Origin of the sequence: Arthrobacter sp. Marseille-P9274, from assembly GCF_946892675.1 — a bacterium.
In the GTDB taxonomy this organism is placed as follows: domain Bacteria; phylum Actinomycetota; class Actinomycetes; order Actinomycetales; family Micrococcaceae; genus Crystallibacter.
Genome location: NZ_CAMPOV010000001.1, coordinates 2,315,515 through 2,339,368, shown reverse-complemented (window position 1 = coordinate 2,339,368; position 23,854 = coordinate 2,315,515). Strand labels below are relative to the sequence as shown.

Annotated in this window: 24 protein-coding genes; 19 read left to right on the top strand and 5 right to left on the bottom strand. The window is 70.2% G+C overall.

The window, feature by feature from the left end; all coding sequences use genetic code 11:
• Nucleotides 1–7 precede the first annotated feature (7 nt).
• Complete coding sequence (locus OC550_RS10650) at nucleotides 8–448, bottom strand: hypothetical protein (RefSeq protein ID WP_262105760.1); 441 nt, start codon at nucleotides 446–448, stop codon at nucleotides 8–10.
• Nucleotides 449–654: 206 nt separating this feature from the next.
• On the opposite strand from OC550_RS10650, the gene glgX reads away from it, so the two are divergent.
• The 4 genes from glgX to OC550_RS10630 are packed head-to-tail and all read left to right on the top strand — an operon-like array spanning nucleotide 655 to nucleotide 8,465.
• Entirely contained in the window at nucleotides 655–2,844 is a 2,190-nt protein-coding gene (gene glgX / locus OC550_RS10645) for a glycogen debranching protein GlgX (RefSeq protein WP_262105759.1), read from the top strand.
• Nucleotides 2,841–5,144 (top strand): malto-oligosyltrehalose synthase, encoded by a 2,304-nt coding sequence (gene treY, locus OC550_RS10640; RefSeq protein ID WP_262105758.1) that lies wholly within the window; start codon nucleotides 2,841–2,843, stop codon nucleotides 5,142–5,144. The genes glgX and treY overlap by 4 nt, the downstream gene beginning before the upstream one ends.
• Nucleotides 5,141–6,895, top strand: coding sequence for a malto-oligosyltrehalose trehalohydrolase (treZ, locus tag OC550_RS10635; RefSeq protein ID WP_262105757.1), 1,755 nt, complete (start codon nucleotides 5,141–5,143; stop codon nucleotides 6,893–6,895). The genes treY and treZ overlap by 4 nt, the downstream gene beginning before the upstream one ends.
• A gap of 52 nt (nucleotides 6,896–6,947) precedes the next feature.
• The gene (locus OC550_RS10630) at nucleotides 6,948–8,465 is read left to right on the top strand and encodes an NAD(P)H-hydrate dehydratase (RefSeq protein ID WP_262105756.1); all 1,518 of its coding nucleotides are present in this window, start codon (nucleotides 6,948–6,950) and stop codon (nucleotides 8,463–8,465) included.
• 121 nt (nucleotides 8,466–8,586) lie between these two features.
• Here OC550_RS10630 and OC550_RS10625 read toward each other — a convergent pair whose 3' ends face one another.
• Nucleotides 8,587–9,252 carry a metalloregulator ArsR/SmtB family transcription factor gene (locus OC550_RS10625; protein ID WP_262105755.1) on the bottom strand — a complete coding sequence of 222 codons (666 nt, stop codon included), beginning with the start codon at nucleotides 9,250–9,252 and terminating at the stop codon, nucleotides 8,587–8,589.
• 90 nt (nucleotides 9,253–9,342) lie between these two features.
• Here OC550_RS10625 and OC550_RS10620 point away from each other — a divergent pair, with 90 nt between their 5' ends.
• Nucleotides 9,343–9,777 carry a hypothetical protein gene (locus OC550_RS10620; protein ID WP_262105754.1) on the top strand — a complete coding sequence of 145 codons (435 nt, stop codon included), beginning with the start codon at nucleotides 9,343–9,345 and terminating at the stop codon, nucleotides 9,775–9,777.
• A gap of 132 nt (nucleotides 9,778–9,909) precedes the next feature.
• Here the strand turns inward: OC550_RS10620 and OC550_RS10615 are convergent, their stop codons facing one another.
• Both OC550_RS10615 and OC550_RS10610 read right to left on the bottom strand, forming a co-directional pair.
• Entirely contained in the window at nucleotides 9,910–10,578 is a 669-nt protein-coding gene (locus OC550_RS10615) for a hypothetical protein (protein ID WP_262105753.1), read from the bottom strand.
• A 37-nt stretch (nucleotides 10,579–10,615) separates the two neighbouring features.
• A complete protein-coding gene (locus OC550_RS10610; RefSeq protein ID WP_262105752.1) occupies nucleotides 10,616–11,626 on the bottom strand; it encodes an NAD-dependent epimerase/dehydratase family protein in 1,011 nt (336 codons plus the stop codon).
• Between the two features lie 148 nt (nucleotides 11,627–11,774).
• Here OC550_RS10610 and OC550_RS10605 point away from each other — a divergent pair, with 148 nt between their 5' ends.
• Together OC550_RS10605 and OC550_RS10600 are read left to right on the top strand one after the other, a co-directional pair.
• The gene (locus OC550_RS10605) at nucleotides 11,775–12,416 is read left to right on the top strand and encodes a TetR/AcrR family transcriptional regulator (protein WP_262105751.1); all 642 of its coding nucleotides are present in this window, start codon (nucleotides 11,775–11,777) and stop codon (nucleotides 12,414–12,416) included.
• Between the two features lie 3 nt (nucleotides 12,417–12,419).
• Nucleotides 12,420–15,062: an MMPL family transporter gene (locus OC550_RS10600; protein ID WP_262105750.1), complete on the top strand. Its 2,643-nt coding sequence runs from the start codon at nucleotides 12,420–12,422 to the stop codon at nucleotides 15,060–15,062.
• Here the strand turns inward: OC550_RS10600 and OC550_RS10595 are convergent.
• Nucleotides 15,059–15,412, bottom strand: coding sequence for an MmcQ/YjbR family DNA-binding protein (locus OC550_RS10595; protein WP_262105749.1), 354 nt, complete (start codon nucleotides 15,410–15,412; stop codon nucleotides 15,059–15,061). The two genes, OC550_RS10600 and OC550_RS10595, sit on opposite strands and share 4 nt — an antisense overlap.
• A gap of 178 nt (nucleotides 15,413–15,590) precedes the next feature.
• On the opposite strand from OC550_RS10595, the gene OC550_RS10590 reads away from it, so the two are divergent.
• From OC550_RS10590 to OC550_RS10535, 12 genes are all read left to right on the top strand, one after another.
• A complete protein-coding gene (locus OC550_RS10590; protein ID WP_262105748.1) occupies nucleotides 15,591–15,809 on the top strand; it encodes a hypothetical protein in 219 nt (72 codons plus the stop codon).
• 87 nt (nucleotides 15,810–15,896) lie between these two features.
• Entirely contained in the window at nucleotides 15,897–17,078 is a 1,182-nt protein-coding gene (gene alr / locus OC550_RS10585; protein WP_262105747.1) for an alanine racemase, read from the top strand.
• A 41-nt stretch (nucleotides 17,079–17,119) separates the two neighbouring features.
• Entirely contained in the window at nucleotides 17,120–17,644 is a 525-nt protein-coding gene (gene tsaE, locus OC550_RS10580; RefSeq protein ID WP_262106316.1) for a tRNA (adenosine(37)-N6)-threonylcarbamoyltransferase complex ATPase subunit type 1 TsaE, read from the top strand.
• A 112-nt stretch (nucleotides 17,645–17,756) separates the two neighbouring features.
• On the top strand, nucleotides 17,757–18,218 hold the full coding sequence (locus OC550_RS10575; RefSeq protein WP_262105746.1) for a hypothetical protein: 462 nt from the start codon (nucleotides 17,757–17,759) through the stop codon (nucleotides 18,216–18,218).
• Nucleotides 18,215–19,060, top strand: a complete 846-nt coding sequence (locus OC550_RS10570; protein WP_262105745.1) for a hypothetical protein — start codon at nucleotides 18,215–18,217, stop codon at nucleotides 19,058–19,060. The genes OC550_RS10575 and OC550_RS10570 overlap by 4 nt, the downstream gene beginning before the upstream one ends.
• A 138-nt stretch (nucleotides 19,061–19,198) precedes the next feature.
• Nucleotides 19,199–19,519 carry a DUF6507 family protein gene (locus OC550_RS10565; RefSeq protein ID WP_262105744.1) on the top strand — a complete coding sequence of 107 codons (321 nt, stop codon included), beginning with the start codon at nucleotides 19,199–19,201 and terminating at the stop codon, nucleotides 19,517–19,519.
• Nucleotides 19,516–20,712 (top strand): hypothetical protein, encoded by a 1,197-nt coding sequence (locus OC550_RS10560; RefSeq protein ID WP_262105743.1) that lies wholly within the window; start codon nucleotides 19,516–19,518, stop codon nucleotides 20,710–20,712. The genes OC550_RS10565 and OC550_RS10560 overlap by 4 nt, the downstream gene beginning before the upstream one ends.
• Complete coding sequence (locus OC550_RS10555; RefSeq protein WP_262105742.1) at nucleotides 20,703–21,059, top strand: hypothetical protein; 357 nt, start codon at nucleotides 20,703–20,705, stop codon at nucleotides 21,057–21,059. The genes OC550_RS10560 and OC550_RS10555 overlap by 10 nt, the downstream gene beginning before the upstream one ends.
• A complete protein-coding gene (locus OC550_RS10550; RefSeq protein ID WP_262105741.1) occupies nucleotides 21,056–21,520 on the top strand; it encodes a hypothetical protein in 465 nt (154 codons plus the stop codon). The genes OC550_RS10555 and OC550_RS10550 overlap by 4 nt, the downstream gene beginning before the upstream one ends.
• Nucleotides 21,520–22,332, top strand: coding sequence for a hypothetical protein (locus OC550_RS10545; RefSeq protein WP_262105740.1), 813 nt, complete (start codon nucleotides 21,520–21,522; stop codon nucleotides 22,330–22,332). Before OC550_RS10550 ends, OC550_RS10545 begins: the two co-directional genes overlap by 1 nt.
• A gap of 225 nt (nucleotides 22,333–22,557) precedes the next feature.
• A complete protein-coding gene (locus OC550_RS10540) occupies nucleotides 22,558–22,995 on the top strand; it encodes a VOC family protein (RefSeq protein WP_262105739.1) in 438 nt (145 codons plus the stop codon).
• Nucleotides 22,996–23,039: 44 nt separating this feature from the next.
• Complete coding sequence (locus tag OC550_RS10535; RefSeq protein WP_262105738.1) at nucleotides 23,040–23,807, top strand: FUSC family protein; 768 nt, start codon at nucleotides 23,040–23,042, stop codon at nucleotides 23,805–23,807.
• Nucleotides 23,808–23,854 lie beyond the last annotated feature (47 nt).

Genomic DNA, 23,854 nt, shown 5'->3' with positions numbered 1-23,854 from the left:
GCGCGTATTACGCCACGCCCAGGCATGCCGCGATGCTGTCCGCCCCCTCGGGAAGGGGACAGGACGACTCGTTCCATGTTCCGCTGCCGAACGCGTCGCGGGTGGCGTCATGGAAGACCTGCAATGACGGAGTCCTCGGCGTGACCCGATAATGGCTGACCAGCATGTCTCCCTCGACGGTGGGCAAGGCGACGGCCAGCTCGGCGCCGTCCTCTGCGTACCCGCGTTCGAGGCACCTGAGGGCTTCGGGCCCGAGCCTTCCCCCCTGGTCGAGCACCACGTCCCTGCACATCGGCAGTGCCGCCCGGTTCCTGAACGTTTCCGGCGCGGAGGAATCGGCGCGGGACTCGTCGATGACATTCGGGCCCGGCGTGGCCTGGCAGCCGACGAGGAGACAAGCTGCGGCCGCCAGCCACGCCTGCCTGCCGAGCTGCAGCCGTCGTCCCATGGTCTTCCCCCTCGCAGGCCCGTCGCCGCTTTGCTTGAGTGTGCTCCGGCCCGGGCACGTCCGCAAGGCGGCACCGGGGGCGGAAGCGTGCGACGGCGGGCGGCAGGCCGCCGTCGTACGTGTTACGCGTTGGGCGGATTGCACGAAACTGTCACCCGGATGCTGTAAGAAAGGAACAGACAATCCCCCAATGTCAGGAGCAGTTGATGGAAGCATGGCCCGGAGATGCCTACCCGCTCGGAGCCACTTATGACGGCAATGGCACCAACTTCGCGATCTTCAGCGAAGTGGCCGACGCCGTCTACCTTTGCCTGTTCGACGACGACGGCACGGAGACCCGGATTCAGCTGCGGGAGGTGGACGGCTACGTGTGGCACGCCTACCTGCCGCAGATTCTGCCCGGGCAGAAGTACGGCTACCGGATCGACGGGCCGTACGACCCGGCCAACGGCGTCCGCTGCAACGTGAACAAGCTGCTGCTGGACCCGTACGCGAAGGCGGTCAGTGGCGAGATCGACTGGGCGCAGCCCCTGTTCGGCTACAACTTCGGCGACCCGGACTCGCGCAACGACGAGGACTCCGCCGAGCACATGATGCTCGGCGTGGTGGTCAGCCCGTTCTTCGACTGGGACGGGGACCGCAAGCCGCGCACGCCGTACCACCGCTCGGTGATCTACGAGGCGCACGTAAAGGGCCTGACCGAGCTGCACCCGGACGTCCCGGACGAGCAGCGCGGCACGTACGCCGGCGTGGCCCACCCGTCGGTGATCGCGCACCTGCAGAAGCTGGGCGTGACGGCGATCGAGCTGATGCCGGTGCACCAGTTCGTCAACGACAGCACCCTGCAGGACAAGGGCCTGTCCAACTACTGGGGCTACAACACCATCGGCTTCTTCGCGCCGCAGAACACCTACTGCTCCACCGGCGACGCCGGGCAGCAGGTGCAGGAGTTCAAGGCGATGGTGCGCGAGCTGCACCTGGCCGGCATCGAGGTCATCCTGGACGTGGTCTACAACCACACGGCCGAGGGCAACCACCTGGGTCCCACGCTGTCCTTCCGCGGTTTCGATAACCAGGCCTACTACCGCCTGATGGAGGACGAGCCGCAGTACTACATGGACTACACCGGTACCGGCAACTCGCTGAACGTGCGGCACCCGCATGCGCTCCAGCTGCTGATGGACTCGCTGCGCTACTGGGCCACCGAGATGCACGTGGACGGTTTCCGCTTCGACCTGGCGTCCACCCTGGCCCGCGAGTTCTACGACGTGGACCGGCTGTCCACCTTCTTCGAACTCTGCCAGCAGGACCCGGTGGTGTCGCAGACCAAGCTGATCGCCGAGCCGTGGGACATCGGCCCCGGCGGCTACCAGGTGGGCAACTTCCCGCCGCTGTGGACGGAGTGGAACGGCAAGTACCGCGACACGGTGCGCGATTTCTGGCGCGGCGAGCCCGCCACGCTGGGCGAGTTCGCCTCCCGGATCACCGGCTCCTCGGACCTGTACGAGGACTCCGGCCGGCGCCCGGTCGCCTCGATCAACTTCGTCACCGCGCACGACGGCTTCACCCTGCGGGACCTGGTGTCCTACAACGAGAAGCACAACGAGGCCAACGGGGAAGACAATAACGACGGCGAGTCCCATAACCGCTCGTGGAACTGCGGTGCGGAGGGGCCCACGGACGATCCGAACGTGCTGGCGCTGCGGGCGCGGCAGCAGCGCAACTTCCTGGCCACGCTGCTGCTGAGCCAGGGCGTGCCGATGATCGCCCACGGCGACGAGCTCGGGCGGACCCAGCAGGGCAACAACAACGTCTACTGCCAGGACTCGGAGCTGTCCTGGATCGACTGGAGCAAGGTGGACCAGCCGCTGCTCGAGTTCGTCGCCGCGGTGAACCGGCTGCGGTCCGAGCACCCGATCTTCCGCCGCCGGCGCTTCTTCGACGGCCGGCCCGTCCGCCGCGGCCAGGGTGAGGCCCTGCCGGACATCGCGTGGCTGACCCAGGACGGCACGCCGATGGAGCCGGAGGACTGGGACTCGCCCATCGGACGGTTTATCGGCGTCTTCATGAACGGCCAGGGCATCAGGGGTCGGGACGACCGCGGCCAGCCGATCACGGACGTGAACTTCCTGATCTACTTCAACGCGGACGACGAGGCGGTGGACTTTGTGCTGCCCTCGCCGGACTACTCGGCGAAGTGGGACGAGGTCATCGACACCGGCGGCGAGTACGCGGACTCGGAGCCGATCGCGGCCGGACAGAAGATCGAGGTCCAGGCCAAGTCCATGGTGGTGCTGCGGGCCCACACTCCGCCGCCGGAGGAACCGGACCACTCGGTGGCAGCTTCGCTGGCGGTGCTGGCAGACGAAAAGGGCGGCCGAAAGGACACGGCATGAGGACGCCGCTGTCCACCTACCGTCTGCAGATCAGCCCCTCGTTCACGCTGTTCGACGCGGCGGAACGGGTTCCTTACCTGCGGCGGCTGGGGGCGGACTGGGTCTACCTCTCGCCCATCCTCACCGCCGAACAGGGCTCGGACCACGGCTACGACGTCACGGATTTCTCCACCGTGGACCCGGCCCGCGGCGGCCCGGAGGGGCTGAAGGCGCTCTCGGATGCCGCGCATGCCGCGGGCATGGGCGTGCTGGTGGACATCGTGCCGAACCACATGGGCGTTGCCACACCGGCGCAGAACCGCTGGTGGTGGTCGCTGCTGGCCGAGGGCCGTGGCTCGCGCTATGCCGAGGCCTTCGACGTGGACTGGGATGCCGCCGGCGGCCGGATCCGGCTTCCGGTCCTGGGCGACGGCGACACCCAGCTGGACGAGCTCAAGCTGGCCGGGGGCGAGCTGCACTACTACGACCACCGCTTCCCGGTCGCGGCGGGCACCGCCGAGGACGGCGCCTCGGCCCGCGAGGTGCACGACCGCCAGCACTACGAGCTGGTGAACTGGCGCCGGGCCGATTCGGAGCTGAACTACCGCCGGTTCTTCGGCGTCAACACGCTCGCCGGCGTGCGGGTGGAAGTGCCGTGGGTGTTCGAGGAATCGCACGCGGAGGTAAGGCGCTGGTTCGACGAGTCGCTGGTGGACGGGCTGCGGATCGACCACCCGGACGGGCTGGCGGACCCCGCGGGCTACCTTGAGAACCTGCACCGGCTGACCGGCGGTGCCTATGTGCTGGTGGAGAAGATCCTCGAGCCGGGGGAGCGGCTGCCGGCCCGCTGGCAGTGCCAGGGCACCACCGGCTACGACGCGCTCGCGGACGTTGACCGGCTCTTCACCGATCCGGCCGGCCGGGCGGAACTGGAAGCGGCCGCGCCCGCGGAGCCCTTCGCGGAGATGATCCACGGGACCAAACGCGCCATCACGGACGGCATGCTCCGCTCCGAGGTGCTGCGTCTGGCCCGGCTCATTCCTGCGGAGGCGGACCTGGCCGAGGACGCGGCGGAGGACGCGCTGGCCGAGCTGCTGACGTGCTTCCCGGTCTACCGCAGCTACCTGCCGGACGGCGCGGAGTACCTGGAGGAGGCCGCCGTCGCCGCGCAGGTCCGCCGGCCCGATCTTGCCCCGACCATTGCTGCCCTGCAGGGGCTGCTCTCGCCGCAGGACGGGCTGACCGAGCTGGCCGTGCGGTTCCAGCAGACCTCGGGAATGGTGATGGCCAAGGGCGTGGAAGACACCGCGTTCTACCGCTACCCGCGGCTGACTTCGCTCAACGAGGTCGGCGCGGACCCGTCCATCTTCTCGGTGGAACCGTTCGATCTGCACCAGCGGCTGCTCCGGCGCGAATTGCACGCCCCGGTCGCCATGACCGCGCTGTCCACGCACGACACCAAGCGCAGCGAGGACACTCGTGCGCGGATCAGCGTGCTCTCCGAGCTGCCCGGGGAATGGGCGACGGCACTGTCCCGGCTCGAGGAGGCCGCACCCATCGGCGACCTGCCGCTGGCTGACCTGCTCTGGCAGGCGCTGCTCGGGGCCTGGCCGCTGAGCCGGGAACGGGCCCACGCGTACGCCGAGAAGGCCTCGCGCGAGGCCGGAAATTCCACCGCGTGGGTGCGTCCCGACGGGAACTTCGAGCGCCGGCTGCATGCGGCCGTGGACTCGGCCTTCGACAACCCGGAGGTCCGCGGGATCCTGGAGGAACTGGCGGACAAGGTCCGGGGCGCCGGCTGGAGCAACTCCCTGGCCGCCAAGCTCGTGCAGCTGACCATGCCGGGCGTGCCGGACGTCTACCAGGGCACCGAATTCTGGGACCACTCGCTGGTGGACCCGGACAACCGCCGGCCGGTGGACTTCGCCGCACGGGAGCAGGCGCTGGACGGGCAGGAATCCGGCGCCCTTCCCACCATCGACGAAACCGCCGAGGCCAAGATGCTGGTGGTCTCCCGAGGGCTGCAGCTGCGCCGTGACCGGCCGGAGCTATTCACCGGCTACCGGGCCGTCGCGGCCACAGGGACGGCGGCGGACCACCTGTTCGCCTTCGACCGGGGCGGCGCGGTCACGCTCGTCACCCGGCTGCCGCTGGGACTGCAACGGGCGGGCGGGTGGCGGGACACCGCCGTCGTCCTTTCCCCCGGACGCTACCGCGACGAGCTGACCGGCCTCTGGTACAAGAGCACCGGGACCGTGCCGGCCGCCGAGCTCTTCGCGAACCTGCCGGTGGCGCTGCTGGTCCGGGAGGAGGAAGCATGAGCCGCTTCGATGTGTGGGCCCCGCGGGCCGAATCGCTGGAACTGGTCGCCGCCGGCCGGCAGTATGCCATGCAGCGCGCGGACGGCGGCTGGTGGCGGCTGCCGGAGGACGCCGCCGTGTCCGAGGGCGAGGTGGACTACGGCTACCGGATCGACAACGCGGACAAGCCGCTCGCCGATCCCCGCTCGCGCCGCCAGCCGGACGGCGTCCACGGCCTCTCGCGGACCTTCGATCCGGCGCAGCACTCCTGGACGGACGCCGGCTGGCGTTCGCCGGGGCTCAACGGCGGCGTGATCTACGAGCTGCACGTGGGGACCTTCACGCCCGAGGGCACGCTGGACGCGGCGGCGGAGAAGCTGGAGTACCTCGCCGAGCTCGGCGTGGACCATGTGGAACTGCTGCCGGTCAACGCCTTCAACGGCACCCACAACTGGGGCTATGACGGCGTGCTCTGGTACGCGGTGCAGGAAAGCTACGGCGGCCCGGCCGCGTACCAGCGCTTCGTGGACGCGGCGCACCGGCAGGGGATCGGCGTGATCCAGGACGTGGTGTACAACCACCTGGGTCCGAGTGGCAACTACCTGCCGCAGTTCGGCCCGTACCTGGCCGCCGCCGGAGCCAACCCCTGGGGCGACTCGATCAACCTGGACGGGCCCGAATCGGACGAGGTCCGGCGGTACATCGTGGACAACGCGCTGATGTGGTTCCGCGACTTCCACGTGGACGGCCTGCGCCTCGACGCGGTGCACGCCCTGCACGACGAGCGCGCGGTGCACATCCTCGAGGAGCTCTCCGCCGCCACGGAAGCCTGCGCCGCGGAACTGGGCAAGCCGCTGTTCCTGGTCGCCGAGTCGGACCTGAACAACCCGCGGATGATCGAGCCCCGCACGCGCAACGGCCTCGGCCTGGACGGCCAGTGGAGCGACGACTTCCACCACGCCGTGCACGTGAACCTGACCGGGGAGACCTCGGGCTACTACGCGGACTTCGACTCCCTCGGTGCGCTGGCCAAGGTGCTGACCGGCGGGTTCTTCCACGACGGCAGCTACTCCTCGTTCCGGCACCGCCACCACGGGCGGCCCATCAATAAGGAGCACGTGACGGCGCGGCAGCTGGTGGTCTGCACGCAGAACCATGACCAGATCGGCAACCGTGCCGCGGGGGACCGGCTCTCCGCCACCCTGGACTACGGCTCGCTGGCGCTGGCGGCCGTGCTGAACCTGACCTCGCCGTTCACGCCCATGCTGTTCATGGGGGAGGAGTTCGCCGCGTCGACGCCGTGGCAGTTCTTCACCTCGCACCCGGAGCCGGAGCTCGGCGAGGCCACCTCGCAGGGCCGGCTGCGCGAGTTCGAACGGATGGGCTGGGACGCAGCGGCCGTGCCGGACCCGCAGGACGAGAGCACGTTCACCAACTCGAAGCTGCGCTGGTCCGAAGTGGAGGACGGGGACCACGCCCGCCTGCTGCAGTTGTACCGGGAGCTGATCCGGCTGCGCCGCCAGGAACCGGAGCTGACCAGTGCGGACCTGCAGGCCGTCGCCGTGGACTTCGACGAGGACCGCCGCTGGCTGCTGCTGCGCCGCGGCCGCGTCACGGTGGCCTTCAACTTCGCGGAGGACGAGCGCCGGATCGAGGCCGGACCGGGACGGCTGCTGCTCGCGACGGACCCGGACGCGAAGCTCGACGGCGCTCTGTCGCTGCCGGGCAGGTCGGCGGCCGTGCTGCGGCGGCAAGGCGAAGGCTCCGCGTGACTGGCCTGCCGGGCGCGGGCGGACGGGGCCTCCACCCGGGTGGAGGCCGGGCATGATCCGCGCCTGGACCGGCGCGCAGGTCCGCGAGGCGGAGCGGCCGCTGCTGGAGGCCGGCGAGGGGCCGGCCCTGATGGTGCGGGCTGCCCACGGCCTGGCCGTGTCCGTGCTGCGGGCGCTGCGCCTTCGCCGCGGACGGGTCTACGGCGCCCGGCTCGTGGTCCTCGCCGGCAGCGGCAACAACGGCGGGGACGCACTCTATGCCGCAGCCGCGGTGGCGCGCAGGGGAGTGCGGACGACGGCGGTGCTCACCTCGGCGCGCTGCCACCCGGACGCCCTGGCCGCCTTCTCCGCCGCGGGCGGCAGTGCCGTTCGGCTGCAGGAGGAGAACACCGCGGAACTGGCAGGACTGTGCGCCGGCGCAGACGTGCTGGTCGACGGGATCCTCGGCACCGGCGCGGCCGGAGGCCTGCGCGGCCCGGCCGCCGGCCTGGTCCGCGCAATCACCGAGGCCGGAGCGCCGCTCGTGGTGGCCTGCGACCTGCCCAGCGGCACGTCGGCGGACACGGGCGGACTGTTCGAGCCGGTGCTCCGCGCCGACCTCACGGTCACCTTCGGCGGAACCAAGGCCGGCCTGCTCACCGGACCGGCCGCGGGTGCCGCCGGCGCCGTGGAGACGATCGACATCGGCCTCGGCCCGCACCTGCCGCGGCCTGGGCTCAGGCGGATGGAGCCCTCGGATCTCCGCAGGCTGTGGCCGGTACCGGCGCGCGATTCGCACAAGTACACCCGCGGGGTGCTGGGTGTCGTCGCCGGCTCGGAACAGTATCCGGGCGCCGCGCTGCTGTGCACCCAAGCCGCCGCGGCTACCGGGGTAGGCATGGTCCGCTACCTCGGTCCCCGGGAGGTCTGCCGGCTGGTGAACGCTTCCACGCCGGAGGCGGTGTGCAGCAGTTCGGACTCCGTCGCGGACAGCCGGGTGCAGGCGTGGCTCGTGGGACCGGGAACCGGGACCGACGCGGAGCAGGCGCAGCGCGTGCTGGATGCCCTCGCCTCGGGCCTGCCCGTGGTCGCCGACGCCAGCGCGCTGGACGAACTGCCCGGGGAACTGGGGCCGCAGGTCGTGCTGACGCCGCACGCCGGCGAGCTGGTCCGGATCCTCGCCGCGCAGAACGTGGAGGTCACACGCGAGCAGGTGGAAGCCGCGCCGTCGGAATTTGCCGCGCTCGCCGCCGGCCTGACCGGGGCAACCGTCCTGCTCAAGGGAGCGGCGACGGTCATCGCCTCGCCGTCCGGCGCGCTCTTCAGCCAGGACAATGCAACGCCGTGGATGGCCGCCGCTGGCTCCGGGGATACGTTGGCCGGCATCCTGGGCGCACTCGCCGCCACGGTGGACCGGGCGGACCTGGCGGCGGCCGGCATCGAGCCGCAGGACCACACCGCCGGCATCGCGGCTATGGCCGCCGCCGTCCACGGGCTCGCGGGAACCGCAGCCTCCGCAGGAGGGCCAATCAACGCGTCGGACATCAGCCGCGCCCTGCCGGAGACCGTCCGGGCCCTGCTGCGGGGCTGACCTGAGACTGCCGACTCGTCCGCGTGCACTCGGTCCGCCGATGCCTTGGTCTTAGAGCGTTCTCCCCGTGCTCAGTCCTTTGCCTCGGCCCGAGGTTCAGTCCGCCGAATCCAGCGGGTGCTCAGTCCGCCGGCGGGAGGATGCGCACGCAGCAGCGGCCCGGGGCGGGATCAAGGACGGCCGTGGAGCCGCCCTGGCCGGACGCGGCTGCGGCGGCGCCGAGCAGGTCGAGGTTCATGCCGCAGACAGTCGCGGTGTGCGTCTTCGAAATCCTGTGGAACGGGCAGTTGCGCATGATGATGCTGCCGTCTTCTTCGCGTACCGGCTGGTACCCGTAGTGCGCCAGGGCGTCCTCCAGTTCGCCCTCGGAGCCGATGGCCCGGCCGGCTTGGGCCGCGGCGTGGCTGAGGGCCTCCTGCACGGGCTCGCCGGTGCGGGTCGATTCCTCCACCGCCGCAGCCAGCAGTTCCGCCGCCAGGTCGTAGTGCCGCTGGGGCAGGCTGACCGAGACCTCGCGGACGGTGGGGGCGTAGAGCTTGGTGGGGCGGCCGGAGCCCGGGCCGCTGCGCCCGGTCAGCCTTCGGTAGGTGACGGTGAGCAGTTCTTCGCGCGCCAGCCGGTCCAGGTGGAAGGCGGCCGTGCCGCGCACCATGCCGAGGCCGCCGGCGACGTCGTCCCGGCTCACCGGGGCAGTCGCGGCGAGGACGAACTCGTACACGGCGCGGCGGGAGGCGTCCGCCAGCGCGGCAATGGCCGCGACGGCGTCCGGATGGCTGCGATGTCCCATGGAAAAATCCTACTCTAAAAACAAGAACCATTGACATAACAGATCGGGCTTTCTAAAGTCAAGTATCACTATTTTTAGAAAGGATTGGTCATGGTCACCCACCAGCCCAGCACTGCCACCCGCGCGGGCGTACACAGCCCGGCCCGCCAGGCCTTCCTGCTCCTCCGCACCGTCTTCACCATCGCCCCGATTCTCTTCGGACTCGATAAGTTCGCGAACCTGCTCACCGACTGGACTCAGTACCTCGCTCCGGTTGCAACCCAGGTCATCCCGGTCTCCGCCCAGCAGTTCATGTACGGGGTGGGCGTGGTCGAGATCCTGGCCGGCGTGCTCGTCGCGTGGCGGCCGCGAATCGGCTCACTCGTCGTGGCGGCCTGGCTCCTCGGCATCATCATCAACCTGCTGGTCCTGCCCGGCTTCTTCGACGTGGCGCTGCGCGACTTCGGCCTGCTCGTCGGTGCGCTGGCTCTGAACCGGCTGGCGACGGCCGAGTCGCGCAATGCCGGCGGCATGGTCCACAAGTAGCGGCAGGGGGTTCCGCGGTCGTTGTATCAACAAAGCCGGCCGCCGGGTGGGCAGCAGAGGGGGACTGCGCCACCCGGCGGTCCTCGCCTGCACGAGGGGCGGAGGCCAGCGACGAGCCCGCCGAATCCGGCCTTAGGTTCCGGGGGTGAGCCCGTCCGCACCGGGCAGGTCCGCGCCGCCGGGACGGAGCAGGGACGTGTACTTCTCCAGCAGTTCGGCGAGCAGGTCGAGGGCCGCGTCAATGTCCGACGGCGGAGGTTGGGTTGAGTGCGGATCCAGCTGTGCGTGGGTGATGTGCTGGTCCACCCAGCATTTGATGCCCGCGGTCCCGTTGGACAATGCCGCGAGGTCCGCGCGCGGGACGGCCGGGTTCAGGTGGCCGAAGCGCAGGGGGTCCGCCTGCTCCCGGAAAGCGGCGGCCAGGTCCTCGTGGTGCGCGCCGGTGCTGTCGCCGAGGAACCAGGCTTCGGTCAGGAACCTGGGTTCCTCGGCCATCTTCTGCAGCAGCCGCTTGAACGAGCCGGTCCGGCGGTCACCGTCGACCATCCGGCGGATGCCGAGCGCCGCGTCGCGGTGGTAGAGCTCAGCCAGCCAGCCGTAGTCCGTCCCGGCCGCCTCCGATTCGAGGGCCGTGCCCCGGGCCTGCAGGTCCCGCCAGGTTCGCCGGTTGTCCAGCAGTGCGGCGATCTCCGCCGTGACGCGCTCCAGCAGCACAAACCAGTCCGCGGGCGGGCGCACGAGGCGACGGTCGCCGTCGTTGTTTTCCCTGGCAGCGTCCGCGTGGCCATTGGCGGCATCCACGTCTCCCTGCCCGGCGTTCGTGCTTCCGCGCGGTGCCTCAGCCCGCATCCGACGCCCGGGCCCGAAGCAGGTCCCGTTCCTCGTCCGCGCTCAGGCCTGCGGCGCGCGTCCGGTCCGCGCCGCGTTCCAGTTCCCAGGCGAGGGTGTCCGCCAACGTCTCGCGCAGCGGCCGCAGGGACAGGCCCGCCGCCTTCGCCGCGGCGGTGCTGCGCGAACTGAAGCCCGCGTACTCCGGCAGCGGCAGCCACAGCGGCAGCGACCTGGCGCCCATCCACGGTTGTACGCCGTGGGCGAGCAGCCAGTCCTGGTCCGCGGCGACAAGCGGGCCGGTATGTCCGGCGACGCCGCGCGCCTCGGCCAGATGCTCCGCCAGCTGCAGGGCGTCGCCCATTGCGTTGAAGATCCCGCTGACGCCCCGAGCCGTGGCACCGACGATCCAGGCGGCCAGGTCGCGGACGTCGACGACCTGCGTGGCGAGGTCCGGTGCCTCGGGGACCAGGACCCTGCCGTCCTCGGCGGCCGGTCGGGCGAAGCGCAGCGGCCAGTAGCCGGTGCGGCCGGTTTCGTCCCCCGGCCCGGCAACGAGGCCGGACCGCACGATCAGGCTGCGCTTCGGTCCGAAGTGCGCCAGCACGTGCTGCTCGCAGGCAACCTTTGCTTCCCCATAGACCTCCATGCTGTCCATGACATCCCCGTCCAGGGGCGGCAGTAGTCCGGCATCCTCGGCGGCACCGGGCGTGCCGTGGTCCGCGTAGACGGAGGCGGAGGAGACGAAGGTGTAGTGCCTGGCGCGGCGGGCCATCGCTGCGGCTGCTCCGCGGACCTGGCCGGGCTGGCGCGAGACGTCGATGACAGCGTCCCAGTCCCGCTGCGCCACCGCCGCGTAGGCTTCCGGGGCGTCGCGGTCTGCGCGCACGAACTCCGTGCCGGCGGGCGGGGAGTTCCCGGATCCGCGGGCGAGGCAGGTGACAGCGTGCCCGCGCCGGACGGCAATCGCTGCGATGGTGCCGCCGAGCCAGGCGGTTCCGCCGAGAATCAGGAGTCGCATGACTCCCAGTGCACTCCATGGTGCTCCGGCAGGCAAGGGTTCGGAGTGAGCAACCGGCGCGCCCCAGCGGCCCCGCCCAACTGAGGCGCGTGCTATTGCATGGTGGGCAAGTTTGCATCGAGTGCAAGCTTGGTCCTAAAGTTGTGGCGTGCAGGAATCTACATCCGCGGCTTCACCGAGCCGCCGCGAACTGAACAAGCAGGCCACCCGGGACGCGATCTCCGCCGCGGCCTTGAGTCTGGCCCGCGAGCAGGGGCCCGGGGGCTTCACCGTGGACGCCCTGGCCGACGCGGCCGGCGTCTCCCGCCGCACCTTCTTCAACTACTTCCCCTCCATCGAGGCGGCGGTGGCCCGGCCGATCGAGGAGTTCCTCGACGAGGCCTTCAGCCGGCTGGACGAACGCCCGGCGGATGAGCCCATCGTGGACGCGGTGATGGCGACCCTCGGCGGCGACATGAGCCGGGAGCAGATGGCGGTGCTCTGCGAGGTCTACGCCATGACCGAAGACAGCCCGCAGCTGGAGCGCATGCAGCTGCAGCTCTGGAACAGCGCCCAGCAGAAGCTCGAAGACGGGCTGACCGTCAGGCTCGGCGCGGCCGCCGGCGAACTGCTGGTCCGCGCGCTCGCCGGGTCGCTGGTGGCGTGCGCCAAAGCCGCGATGCGGACCGCCGCCGACTCCGCCGCGGGGCGCAATCCGGACCCTTTGGCCTTCCACAACCACCTGCTGGAGAGCATCGGCCTGCTCCGCAGCGGCTTCAATATCAACGGCATCAACCCCAAGGACTCCTAGACCATGGCTTCTCTGCTGTATTCGCTCGGCAAACTCGCCGCCCGCAAACGCTGGTGGTTCGTCTCGGCCTGGCTGGCGGTGATGGTGGCCATCGGCGGATCCGTGGCAGCCTTCGCCGGCACGCTCTCCAACACCTTCACCATTCCCGGCACGCCCTCCCAGCAGGTGCTCGACGAGCTGCAGGACAGCCTTCCGGACGCCGCGGGCGGGCTGGGCACCATTGTGTTCAGCACGGACGACGGCGGGGAGTTCAGCAACGAGCAGCGGGACGCGGTCGCCCGGCTGGCCAAGAACCTGGGGGAGCTCGACGCGGTCAAGAGCGCGACGGACCCGTTCGAGCTCCAGTCCGCGCTGGATGACGCCCCGCAGAAGATCGACGACGGCCAGGCCCAGCTCGACGAGGCCGAGGCCAAGCTGGACCAGGGCCGGGCGGACCTGGATGCCGGACGCGAGCAGCTGGAGCCCGGAAAGGCGCAGCTGGCAGCGGCCGAAGAGCAGCTGCAGGCCGCCGAGGCGCAGGCCGCCCAGGCCGACGCCGCGGGACAGCCCGCCATGGCAGCCCAGATCCGTGCCCAGCTGGAGGCCCAGCGCGCGCAGCTGGAGCCGCAGAAGGCCCAGCTCGAGGCGGCCGAGGCCCGGCTGGACGACGCCGAGCAGCAGCTCGAGGACGGCCGCTCCGACTATGAGTCCGGCGTCGCCGACCTGGAGGCCGCGAAGCTGCAGCAGCAGTCCTCCGAGGGCGTGCGCTTTGTCAGCGACACCGGCAGCGTCGCCGTCATGCAGGTCCAGTTCGAGAAGTCGATGATGGAGGTTGCCAAGGAGGACCGCGAGGCCGTCCAGCAGGTGACCGAGTCGGCGCTGGTCAGCGGGCTGCACGCCGAGTACAGCAAGGACATCGTCGAGGACATTTCGCAGCTCTTCGGCGCCGCCGAGGTCATCGGCATCGCCGTCGCGGCAGCCGTGCTGGTCATCATGCTCGGCACGCTGATCGCCGCGGGCCTGCCGCTGCTCATGGCGGTCGTCGGCGTCGGCGTGGGCGTCGGCGGCACGATCGCGCTCTCGGGTGTCGTGGAAATGAGCTCCATCTCGCCGGTGCTGGCGCTGATGCTGGGCCTGGCCGTGGGCATCGACTACTCGCTGTTCATCGTCAACCGGCACCGCTCCCAGCTGCTGGCCGGCATGCCGCTGGAGGAATCCATCGGCCGCGCCACCGGCACCTCCGGCAACGCCGTGCTGTTCGCCGGCCTGACCGTCATCATCGCGCTCGCAGCGCTCGCCGTGCCCGGCATCCCGTTCCTGACCGTGCTGGGACTCGCCGGCGCCGCGACGGTGGCCGTCGCCGTCGTCGTTGCCCTCACCCTGACCCCGGCGATGCTCGCCGTGATCGGCAAGCGCATCCTCTCGAAGCGGGCGTGGGCCAGGGCGGGCATGTCCGGTCCCGCGGCCGGCACCACAGCAATAACGACGGCGGATCCAGCCTCGGTGAACGACCCCAAGCGCAGCTGGGCTCGGGTAGTCACCCGGCGGCCCTGGCTGGCGCTGGTGGCCGGCGTGGCGCTGCTTGGTGTGATGGCGGTGCCGGCCACGCAGCTGCGGCTGGGGCTGCCGGACGGCAGCTCGGAGCCGGCCGATTCCACCGCCTACCGCGCCTACACCCAGCTTGGGGAGAGCTTCGGCGAGGGCATCAACGGCCCGCTGGTCGTTGTGGCAGACCTGCCGGACGGCCTGGAAGGCAGCGAGGCGGACGAGAAGCTGCTGCAGGTGTCCCGCGAACTGCGGGCCCTGGACCATGTGACCGCGGCGGTGCCGTTCGGGACCAGCGACGACGGCCGCACCGCCGCGCTGCAGGTCATCCCGGAGGAAGGACCGGCCGCCGAGAGCACCGAGGACCTGGTCCACAACCTGCGGGCCCAGGCCGGCGAGATCGAGGCGAGCACCGGCGTCGGAATTTCCGTCACCGGGCAGCCCGCGATGCAGATCGACGTGTCCGACAAGCTCGCCGATGCCATGCCGGTATACCTGGCGATCGTGATCGGACTGTCGCTGATCCTGCTGCTGCTGGTGTTCCGCTCCATTCTGGTGCCGCTGCTGGCGACCGCCGGGTTCCTGCTCTCGCTCGGTGCCAGCTTCGGCGCCGTGGTGGCGATCTACCAGTGGGGCTGGCTGGACGGCATCTTCGGCGTGCACGATCCGGGCCCGATCCTGAGCTTCCTGCCGATGATCCTGATCGGCGTGCTGTTCGGGCTGGCGATGGACTACCAGATGTTCCTGGTCTCCGGGATGCGCGAGTCCTACGCGCACGGCGAGGAGGCCCGGGCGGCGGTGGTCAGCGGGTTCAACCACGGCGCCAAGGTGGTCACGGCCGCGGCGATCATCATGGTCTCGGTCTTCGCCGGGTTCGTCTTCTCCCACCTGACCATGGTCCGGCCGATCGGCTTCGGGCTCGCGCTCGGCGTGCTGCTGGACGCGTTCGTGGTGCGCATGACGCTGATCCCGGCGGCGATGCACCTGCTGGGCAAGTCGGTGTGGTGGATGCCGCGGTGGCTGGAGAAGATCCTGCCGGATGTGGACGTGGAAGGGGCCAAGCTGTCCGCGCCGGCGCCGGCGTCGCGGGAGCCCGAGCCGGAACCCGTCGGGGTCCGCTAGGTCCCGCCGTCTGCGGACCGCCCGGAAAAGCCGCTACGACCGGTTTTTCCGGGCGGTCCTGCTATCCGGTAGGACTCGTCGAGCAGCTCGGCGAGCTCGTCCGGAGCGACGCGGTCCAGCCGGACGAGCACGAGGTTGGGGGACCGCTCGTGGTGCGGCGTCCAGAAGAAGGCCTCCGGGTCGGTACCCGCGAGGGCCTCGCGCTCGTCGGTCTTGACGGTCAGCACGCCTGGCTCCCAGATCCGCGCCATCAGGGTGCGGGCGAACCAGGCCGGCCTGCCCCAGCTGGGCCGCTCGGTTACCCCCGCCAGGTCCAGGCAGAGCCGGCGCACATCATCCTCGGTAGGCATGGTCCCACCTTGGCACCGGCTGCATCCACCGTCTATCCGGGCGCCAAATGAGGGGTACCCGGGGCTTGCGGGAAGGGGAGAAGCGCGTTCAAATGGAGAAGTCGTAATCCGGCGGGTGGTGGGGAACCGGCCGGCAGCAACCGCAGACAGTGGGGCAGCTTCAGAAAGGGACCCGGGCATGCCGTTTTCCGCCCTGAAACCGTCGGACGATTTTCCGCAGGATCTCTCGGCCCTGACCAGCATCGAGCTGGAGCAGCTTCAGGCGCGGGTGAACGAGGAGTTGTTCCGCGAGTGCAACGCCTTGCGGGCCGCGAACGGCGAGACACTCTATCGCTTCAATGCCGTGGCACATGAGCTGGCCATCCGCCGGGTGCTCGGCGACCTCGGCCCACTCTGACTCCACAGATGCTGCGCCGCTGGTGCTTTTGCGCAATCGCCGGACGGGCTGGGCGGCGCCGCGGGCACCAGGTGGAAGAATGGGATGGTGAATTCAGCAGCATCCGAGAGTTTTGACCGCCAGGCCGTCATCGATCTGGAGGCCATCCGGGACAACATCCGGCAGTTCCTGCAAGTGGCCGAGCCCGCCCGCGTGATGGCGGTGGTCAAGGCGGACGGCTACGGCCACGGAGCGCTGCCGGTGGCACGCGCGGCCCTGGAAGCCGGCGCCTCCTGGTTGGGCGTCGCCCACATCACCGAGGCCCTGGCCCTGCGTGCGGCCGGCATCGAGGCTCCCATCCTGGCCTGGCTGCACACCCCGGACAGCGACTTCGCCGCCGCCATCACGGCCAACATCGACATCGGCATCTCCGGCTGGGAACTCGAACACGTGGCGGCGGCCGCCCAGGAAGTCCAGCGGCCTGCCCGGGTGCAGCTTAAAATCGACACCGGCCTGGGGCGCAACGGCTGTCCGGCGGACCGCTGGGAGGAGCTGATCGGCCAGGCCTCCGCCTTCCAGGAAGAGGGGCTGCTGCGCGTGGTCGGCGTGTTCTCCCACCTGGCGGTGGCGGACGAGCCGCACAGGCCGGAAACGGACGAGCAGATCGATCGTTTCCGCGAAGCCGTGGCCGTCGCCGAGGACGCCGGGATGGACCTCGAAGTCCGCCACCTGGCCAACACGCCGGGGACCCTGAGCCGGCCGGACGCCCATTTCGACATGGTGCGCGTGGGCCTTGGCACTTACGGCCTTTCCCCCTTCGAAAACGAGCGCCCCGAAGACCTCAAGCTTCGGCCCGCGATGACGCTGCGCGCCAAGGTGGCGAACTGCAAGCGCGTGCCGGAGGGCCAGGGCGTATCCTACGGGCTGCGCTACCGGACGGAGGGACCCAGCACGCTGGTCCTGGTGCCGATGGGCTACGGGGACGGCATCCCGCGCAACGCCAGCGGCGCGCAGGTGGCCATCGGAGGCAAACGCTACGACGTCGTCGGGCGGGTGGCGATGGATCAGTTCGTGGTGGACTTGCGGACCGCGGAGTCGCCCGACCTCGTCGGTGAGGAAGTCATCCTGTTCGGCGCGGGCGAAGACGTTCCGGGGGCGGCGGACTGGGCCGCGGCGGCAGGCACCATCAACTACGAGATCGTCACCCGGATCAGTCCCCGGGTGCCCCGGGTCTACGTCGGCCAGACACCCGTTGACGACGGCGGTGCGCCCGCCGGGAGCGCCGAGTGAGCACCGCGGCGGGCCGGCCCGTCTGGAGCGCCGAGTACCCGGTGGCCGGCGCGGCGGAAACGCAGGCCTTGGCCAAGCGGATCGGTGCGCAGCTGCGGGCCGGTGACCTGCTGGTCCTCACCGGCGAACTCGGTGCCGGCAAGACGACGTTCACCCAGGGCCTGGGCGAGGGTCTCGGCGTGCGCCCGGGCATCATCTCGCCGACCTTCGTGCTGGTGCGGGAGCATCCGTCCCTGGGCCAAGGGCCGGACCTGGTGCACGTGGACGCCTACCGGCTGCAGTCGGACGCGGAGATTGATGACATCGACCTGGAGAACACGCTGGACAGCTCGGTCACGGTCGTCGAATGGGGCCGCGGGCGCGTGGAGCATCTGGCCGACAGCTGGCTCGACATCAGCCTGCACCGGTCCACCGGGACCGGGCCCGCAGCAGACCGTTCCGCCGCAGACACCGGCGGCGGCAGCACCGCCGTCGTTCTTGACTTCGATGAGCCGGACGAAACGGAGGACCGGCGGATCAGCATCGCCGCGTATGGGCCGCGCTGGGCGTCGCACGGCCCGTTCTGACCTGTCCTAGCCGCCGGTCCGCGCCGCGATGGGGAGTCCTCCCCATCGCGGCGCGGACCCATCCATGCCTAGGCTGGTAGGCGCGATACGGCGTTGAACAAGGAGTGCGGGCGTGGCGGGATGGGTGAAGAGGACGATCCATCCGCCCCTGGCCGTCGATGTGGCAACGCCGGAGGGCTGGGAACGCGTCCCGGTGGAACACACCGAACTGGTTGCCGCCCTGGCCGGCCTTCCTGCGGGGACCTTCCGCCCGAGCCTGGTCGTGGTCAGCTACTTCTCCGACGAGCCGCTTCCGCGGATCGCCCTGCGGGCCGCGCAGGAAGCGCAGCAGCAGTACGAGGACCCGCGGCTCATGGCCAGCGAACCCCTCGAACACACCGGCCGCCCGGGCCGCCGGCTCGAGTTCACCTACCGGATCGGCGAAACCGCGGTGCTGGTCCGGCGCTGGATCCTGAAGCTGGAGCAACGCTTCCTCGACGTCGTCGCCAGCAGCACGGTGGGGCAGGTACCGCTGGTCCGCGGCCACTTCGACGCGATGATGGCCTCGCTGCAGTGGGACGAGGCGGCGGCATGAGCGCGGTGCTGCAGCCCGAATTCCAGTCCAATGGCGGAACCGGCCGCCTCGGCGGCGCCTTGGATGGGGGAGTGCCCGAGGACCTGGCCGGCCTGGCCGATGGTCAGGGCTACTTCTCCACCGGCCCCTGGCTGTCCGCCGAGGCCGCCTCCGTCCTGGTCAACTCGGCGCAGCACCGCTTCGGGAAGGCCGCCGCGGTTCGCCGCCCGCACCTCGCCCGCGAATTCAGCAGCTGGGGCTTCACGGACTCCCGCGGCGTCTACACCGCCGACACCCGGTTCTTCCGGCACGCGGTGCAGAGGGCGCAGACCACGGCCCGGATCGACGGCTGGCACCAGGGAAAGCGGACAAGCCTGCAGCTCTGGGTCGGCCGCCGCTGGACCGCCGTGGTCGCGGGAAGCTCCGCCCGGGCGCTGCTCCTCGGTTACGAGTCCGGCGCCGGCGGCAGCATGGTCCAGCTGGACGTCGCCGGGGCCGAGGACGCGGCGTCGACGATGGCCGCCTGGGCAGGCCTCGGCCCGGCGTGGACGGCCGCCGCCCCGGCACGCAAGGTCCCGAGGCCGCATTTCGAACGGCGGATACTGGACCCCCGGACTCCGCCGCCGGAGGGAGCGGACGCGCAGCTGCTCCGGATGTGGGGCGAACCCTGGTTCGTCTGGGTCGTCACCATCGGCGCGGGCCGCTTCCGCCGCGGTTTCGTCAACGCGGGCGCGGCGGGCCACTATCTCTTCGGGCTCAATAATGACGGCGGGGTGCAGCTCGCGCCGCAGTCCTCCAGCCTCGTCTGGCACACCCTGCGGGACGCCGTCGAAGACGCCCGCTTCCAGGACGGCCCCGGCTGACGCACGGCGTCAGGAACAACGGCCAGCGGGCAACCGGCCCGAGGGGGAGTTCTCCCCATCGCGGCAGCTGAAACCTTTGTCCTAGAGTGGATCCGGCGGGGATGCAGAAGCCCGCGCAACGGACAGAAAGTGGTGGGAATGGCGGCCTGGGATATCGACGTCGCAGCGTCCAGCGGGATCGTCGCGCAGACAGCGGAGGAGATGCTGAAATTCCACGACGTGGAGAAAGACCTGCAGACCGCAGTCGAGGCCGCCGGCGGAGCCTGCCGGAGCGCGGGGATCAAAGCGGCGCTCGAAGCGGCGCACTCTGACTACCTCGGGCTGCTGCTGTCGAATGCGACCGCCCGGGCCACCAACGCATGCAACGGCACGGCCCAAGCCATCAACTGGTACAAGGCCGGCGACATGGAGATGGCTGCCCGTGCGCAGGAGACCGCGTCCAAGGTGCCGCAGGGGTGAGCATCTCGTTTGCAGCCGTCCCGGACTTCGCCGACCCGGACGCACTGGACACGCAGGCCGAGTCCATCGCCACCGCGGGCGCAGCAGCCAACAGCATCGGCGACAACTGCCATGCGACGTGGTCCGGCCTGGGTGCGGTCTACCGCGCACCGGAAGCGGACCAGGCCGTCCGGGCTTTCGACAAGGTCAAGGCTTACGGCGACGAAGCCCGGACGGTGGCAGGCCTGATGCGGGATGCGCTGGCCGACTTTGCGGCTGCGTCGAGAGGCTTCAAGACCCGCTATGCGAACCTGGTAGCCGAGGCCGGGCCCTGCCTCGCGCCGGGCGCTGAGCAGACACCGGAACAGGTGCAGGCCGGCGTCGAACTGCAGTGCCGGATCAACAGGCTCGTGCGGGACTACGAGGAAGCCGAAGCCCAGTGCATTGCCGCCATCGGCGCTGCTACGGGCCAGCTTGGGACGCCGGGCTGGGTTGACGCCCTGGGCACCAACAAAGACATCGCCGAGACCATCCTGGAGCACGTCCACCAGTCACCGGTGCATGTGCGCAAGCCACTGGAGGTTGTTACCGAACCACGCGTTTTCGACCTGCAGCCCGGTCCGCCGCTGCGGCTGGAGGGGCCGCTGCACGTGGACGACATGGCTTACGACTTCATTGACGCCAATGGGCAGAAGTGGGCCCGCACCCCATCGGGCATCCTCGCGCCGCTCGGTTCGACCGTGGACGTGAACCGGCCGCCGATCGACATGGATGGGTATGCCCGGCCGCGCCCTGAACTCCGACTGGACCCGGACGCGGTTACTCCGCCGGCCTGGGCCAAGAACGCCGCCCGGGGCCTATTCGTGCTGGATGCCGGCATGACCATCTGGGAACAAGGATCTACGCAGTACAACGAGGATCTGGCCAACCATCCTGACTGGACAGACGGCCAGAGGGCGGCCAGCGCGGCTGAGAACGTGGTGATCGTCGGAGGGACGTCGCTGGCCGGCGGCGCGGCGGGAGCCTGGGCTGGTGCCAAGGGCGGCGCGATCGTCGGAGGCACCATCGGATCGATTTTCCCCGGCCCCGGAACTGCGGTCGGCGCCGTCGTCGGCGGTATCGTGGGCGGTATTGCCGGCGGTGCGATCGGCAGCGGATTGGGCGAAAAAGTAGGCGAGGGATTGAAGAGCGCGTGGAACTCTCTGTGGGATTAGCGGCCATCGCGGCCGGCGCGGCGATGGCGGTCGCCGGGTGGCGCGCCTACTCCGGGCGCTGGCGGCGCTGGCTAGCCTACGGGGGTCTGGTCCCCGGGATCCGCAGTTACCCGGGCCTCGGGCTGCTCTACGGCGGCATCGGGTTCATGCTCGCCCCGCTGGCGGCCTGGGCGGCGGAGAACGGAGCGCCCGATGCAGTTACGGCGGCGGCACTTCTGCCCGCCGTGGCCGGCATCCTGATCTCGCTGCTGAGCATTGTCTGGCTCCCGCGCTTCATGCGCCCGGCCTGGGTCCGCACCGCTGAACACGAGGAACCGCTGCGCCTGCAGCAGAAGGGACGCCGATGATAGCGCCCAGCCCGGAGGCGGATCCGGTCGAAACAACGAACGACATTCGGATCCCCTGCCCGGCCGGCTGGTCCCGGCAACGCCCCGAAGGGACCGATCTGGTGCTGCTCGCCCCGCCGGCAGGGACCGGCGCGTTCCGGCCCAGCGTCGTGGTGACCAGCCAGCCGTACGACGGCTCCATCGCCAAACTGTCCACCTTCGCCATGGCCGCCGCCATCGGCGAGCTGGACCGGGCGCACCTGATCGCCTGTAACATCTGGCCGCACCCTGCCGGCAGCGGGCGGCAGATCGAATACAGCCACCAGCTGGGTAACCAGGTCCTGCATGTCCAGCGCTGGACCTTCGCCGTGGACGGCCGCGCCGTGGATGTCACAGCGACGTGCGCCTCCACCCAGCTGACGGCGTTTGACGAACTGTTCGGCTACCTGGCCGCCAAGATCGAGTTCCGAAGGGCCGGCTGATGGCCGAGTTTCCCCATAAGGAGCCGCGGACCGAGGCCTTCGCTTCCGCACACACCGGCGAACAGCTCGAGCAGCTCTCCGGCATCGCCGCCAAGCAGCCATACGCCTCCCAGGGGCCGTGGCTTACCGCTGGCAGCCTCCAGCTGCTGCAGACCGCCGCTGAGTCCGGCAAGCTTGGCCGCTTCGGCATCGCCGGCAAAGCGGCCGAACTGGCCCCGCTGGTGTCGGCGGGTCTGCTGACGGACAAGGGCAAGCTGACCGGCCAGGGCCGGCTAATCACCAGCCCCTGGCAGGATTCCGTCGCCTCGCTGCGCATCACGGCCCAGTACCGCGGTCGGGCCTCGGTCTTCCAAGCGTGGCTCGGCCCGGAGGGTTGCCTGGTCTTGGCGGGCCCGTCCTACGACCAATTCCTCGCCGGCCATCCGCAGGCCGGACACCAGCTGGACTTCCTGGCCCTGGACCACCTTTATCCGGACATCGCCGCCTGGACCGGGATCGCCCCTGCCTGGAGCCTTGCCTCGGAGCCGTTGTCCATCGACCTGCGGACCGTCAACCGCCGATTCGGTGACGAGACGGTCCCGGTGCCGGAGGCTGCCGACCCGGTTCTGATGAACATGTGGCGACAGCCCTGGTTCGTCTGGCAGCTGCTGCTGGAACCCGGAAGCGGCCGCCCGGAGACGTTCATCAATGCCGGCGAGTCCGGGCATTACCACCTCGCCGTAGCAGAAGACCGGGCCGAGCTGAACGTGCGTCCTTCCGGCGCGTTGTACCGGGATCTTTCCCGCGCGATCGACCGGGCAGTCCACAGCTAACCGCGTGATGGCCGCATGCGGACAGGTACGACGGCGGAAGCCGGCCGCTGGCGTCGTACCTGCCTTCGGACTGGCGGCGGGCGGGACGGTACCGGCCGCCCACAATGCGGACCCGACCCCATCAAGAGCAGAGTTGCCGATTGGTTGACGTGGGGTTGGCGATAGTCTGCGGTTTGACCGCACAGGCTCTGGAGCAATACAGCCCGGATCGGTAGCCTGCAACGCATGGCCATCAAATTTGAGAACGTCGGCATCGCCGTCCGCGACCTCGAAGCAACGATCTCCTTTTTCACCGACCTCGGTCTCACGGTCGTCGGCCGTGACACGGTCAGTGGCGAATGGACCGACACCGCCGTCGGCCTTGACGGCAACCACGCCAACATAGCGATGCTCCAAACGCCAGACGGTCACGGACGCCTTGAGCTCTTCGAATACATCCACCCCGAAGCGATCGAGACGGAGCCCACCCGTCCCAATGAGATTGGCATGCACCGCGTTGCCTTCTCAGTCGACGACATCGACACAGCCCTGGAGATAGCCGCGCGGCACGGCTGCCGTCCGCTTCGCGGCGTCGCGACCTACCAGGACATCTACAAGCTCACCTACGTCCGCGGTCCCAGCGGCATCATCGTGATGCTCGCCGAGGAACTCAAGAAAGACTGACGGCCGGACCGGAGCAGTTCAGCGTGTGTTGCCAGGTAGGGTGATTGCAGGCATTGGGGGAGGCGGCCCTCACGACGGCGGGCAGCGTCGCCGTCGTTCTTCTCCTCGGCTTCGCCGGGCGCCTGCGCGCCCGCCGCATGGAACCGCGCCGCGGCCGGCGAGAAGCCCCGCACCCGCCGTGGCCGCGGATGCTCATGCATGCCGGCCGCTACACAGTGGCGATCGGCGCAGCAGGCTCCCTGGCCACACTGGCCGACCTGGGCCACAGCTACTGGGCCATGGTTGCCGCCGCGGCGCCGATCGCCGCTGCCGATGCCACCCGTGGCCCGGTCCGTGCGGTGCACCGCACTGTGGGCACCTACGGCGGCGTGCTCTTGACCGCCTGCCTGCTGACCGTCGACTGGAGCCCGCTGCAGCTGGCCGTCCTGCTCGCCGCGCTGCAGTTCATCGGCGAGGTCTTCGTCATCCGGCACTACAGCGTCGCCCTGGTCTTCATGACCCCGGTGGCCCTGCTGATGACAGAGTTCGTCGCTGCCAAACCGACCAGCGTTTGGTTACAGCCTGCGCGGTGGAAACGACCATCCGCGCCGGCATTGAGGCGGAACCACCGGCCCCCCATCGGTTCCTTCTCTCGCCGGTCGCGGACCGCCACCCGCTTGGGTGTCCCAGTCACTGCACCCGAAGCGGGGCTTGGCCGCGGTTCCGGCCTTCCGCGACCCGGGTGGATGCTGGTTGTATTGGTTTGCAGGACCCCTCACCGGTGCACCTGCCAGGCGACGCCACAGGAGGCGATATGTCCGCTTCAAACATGAACCCGCACCTCGCGGGCCGAGCAGGCGGCCAACAGTGAACCCGCCAA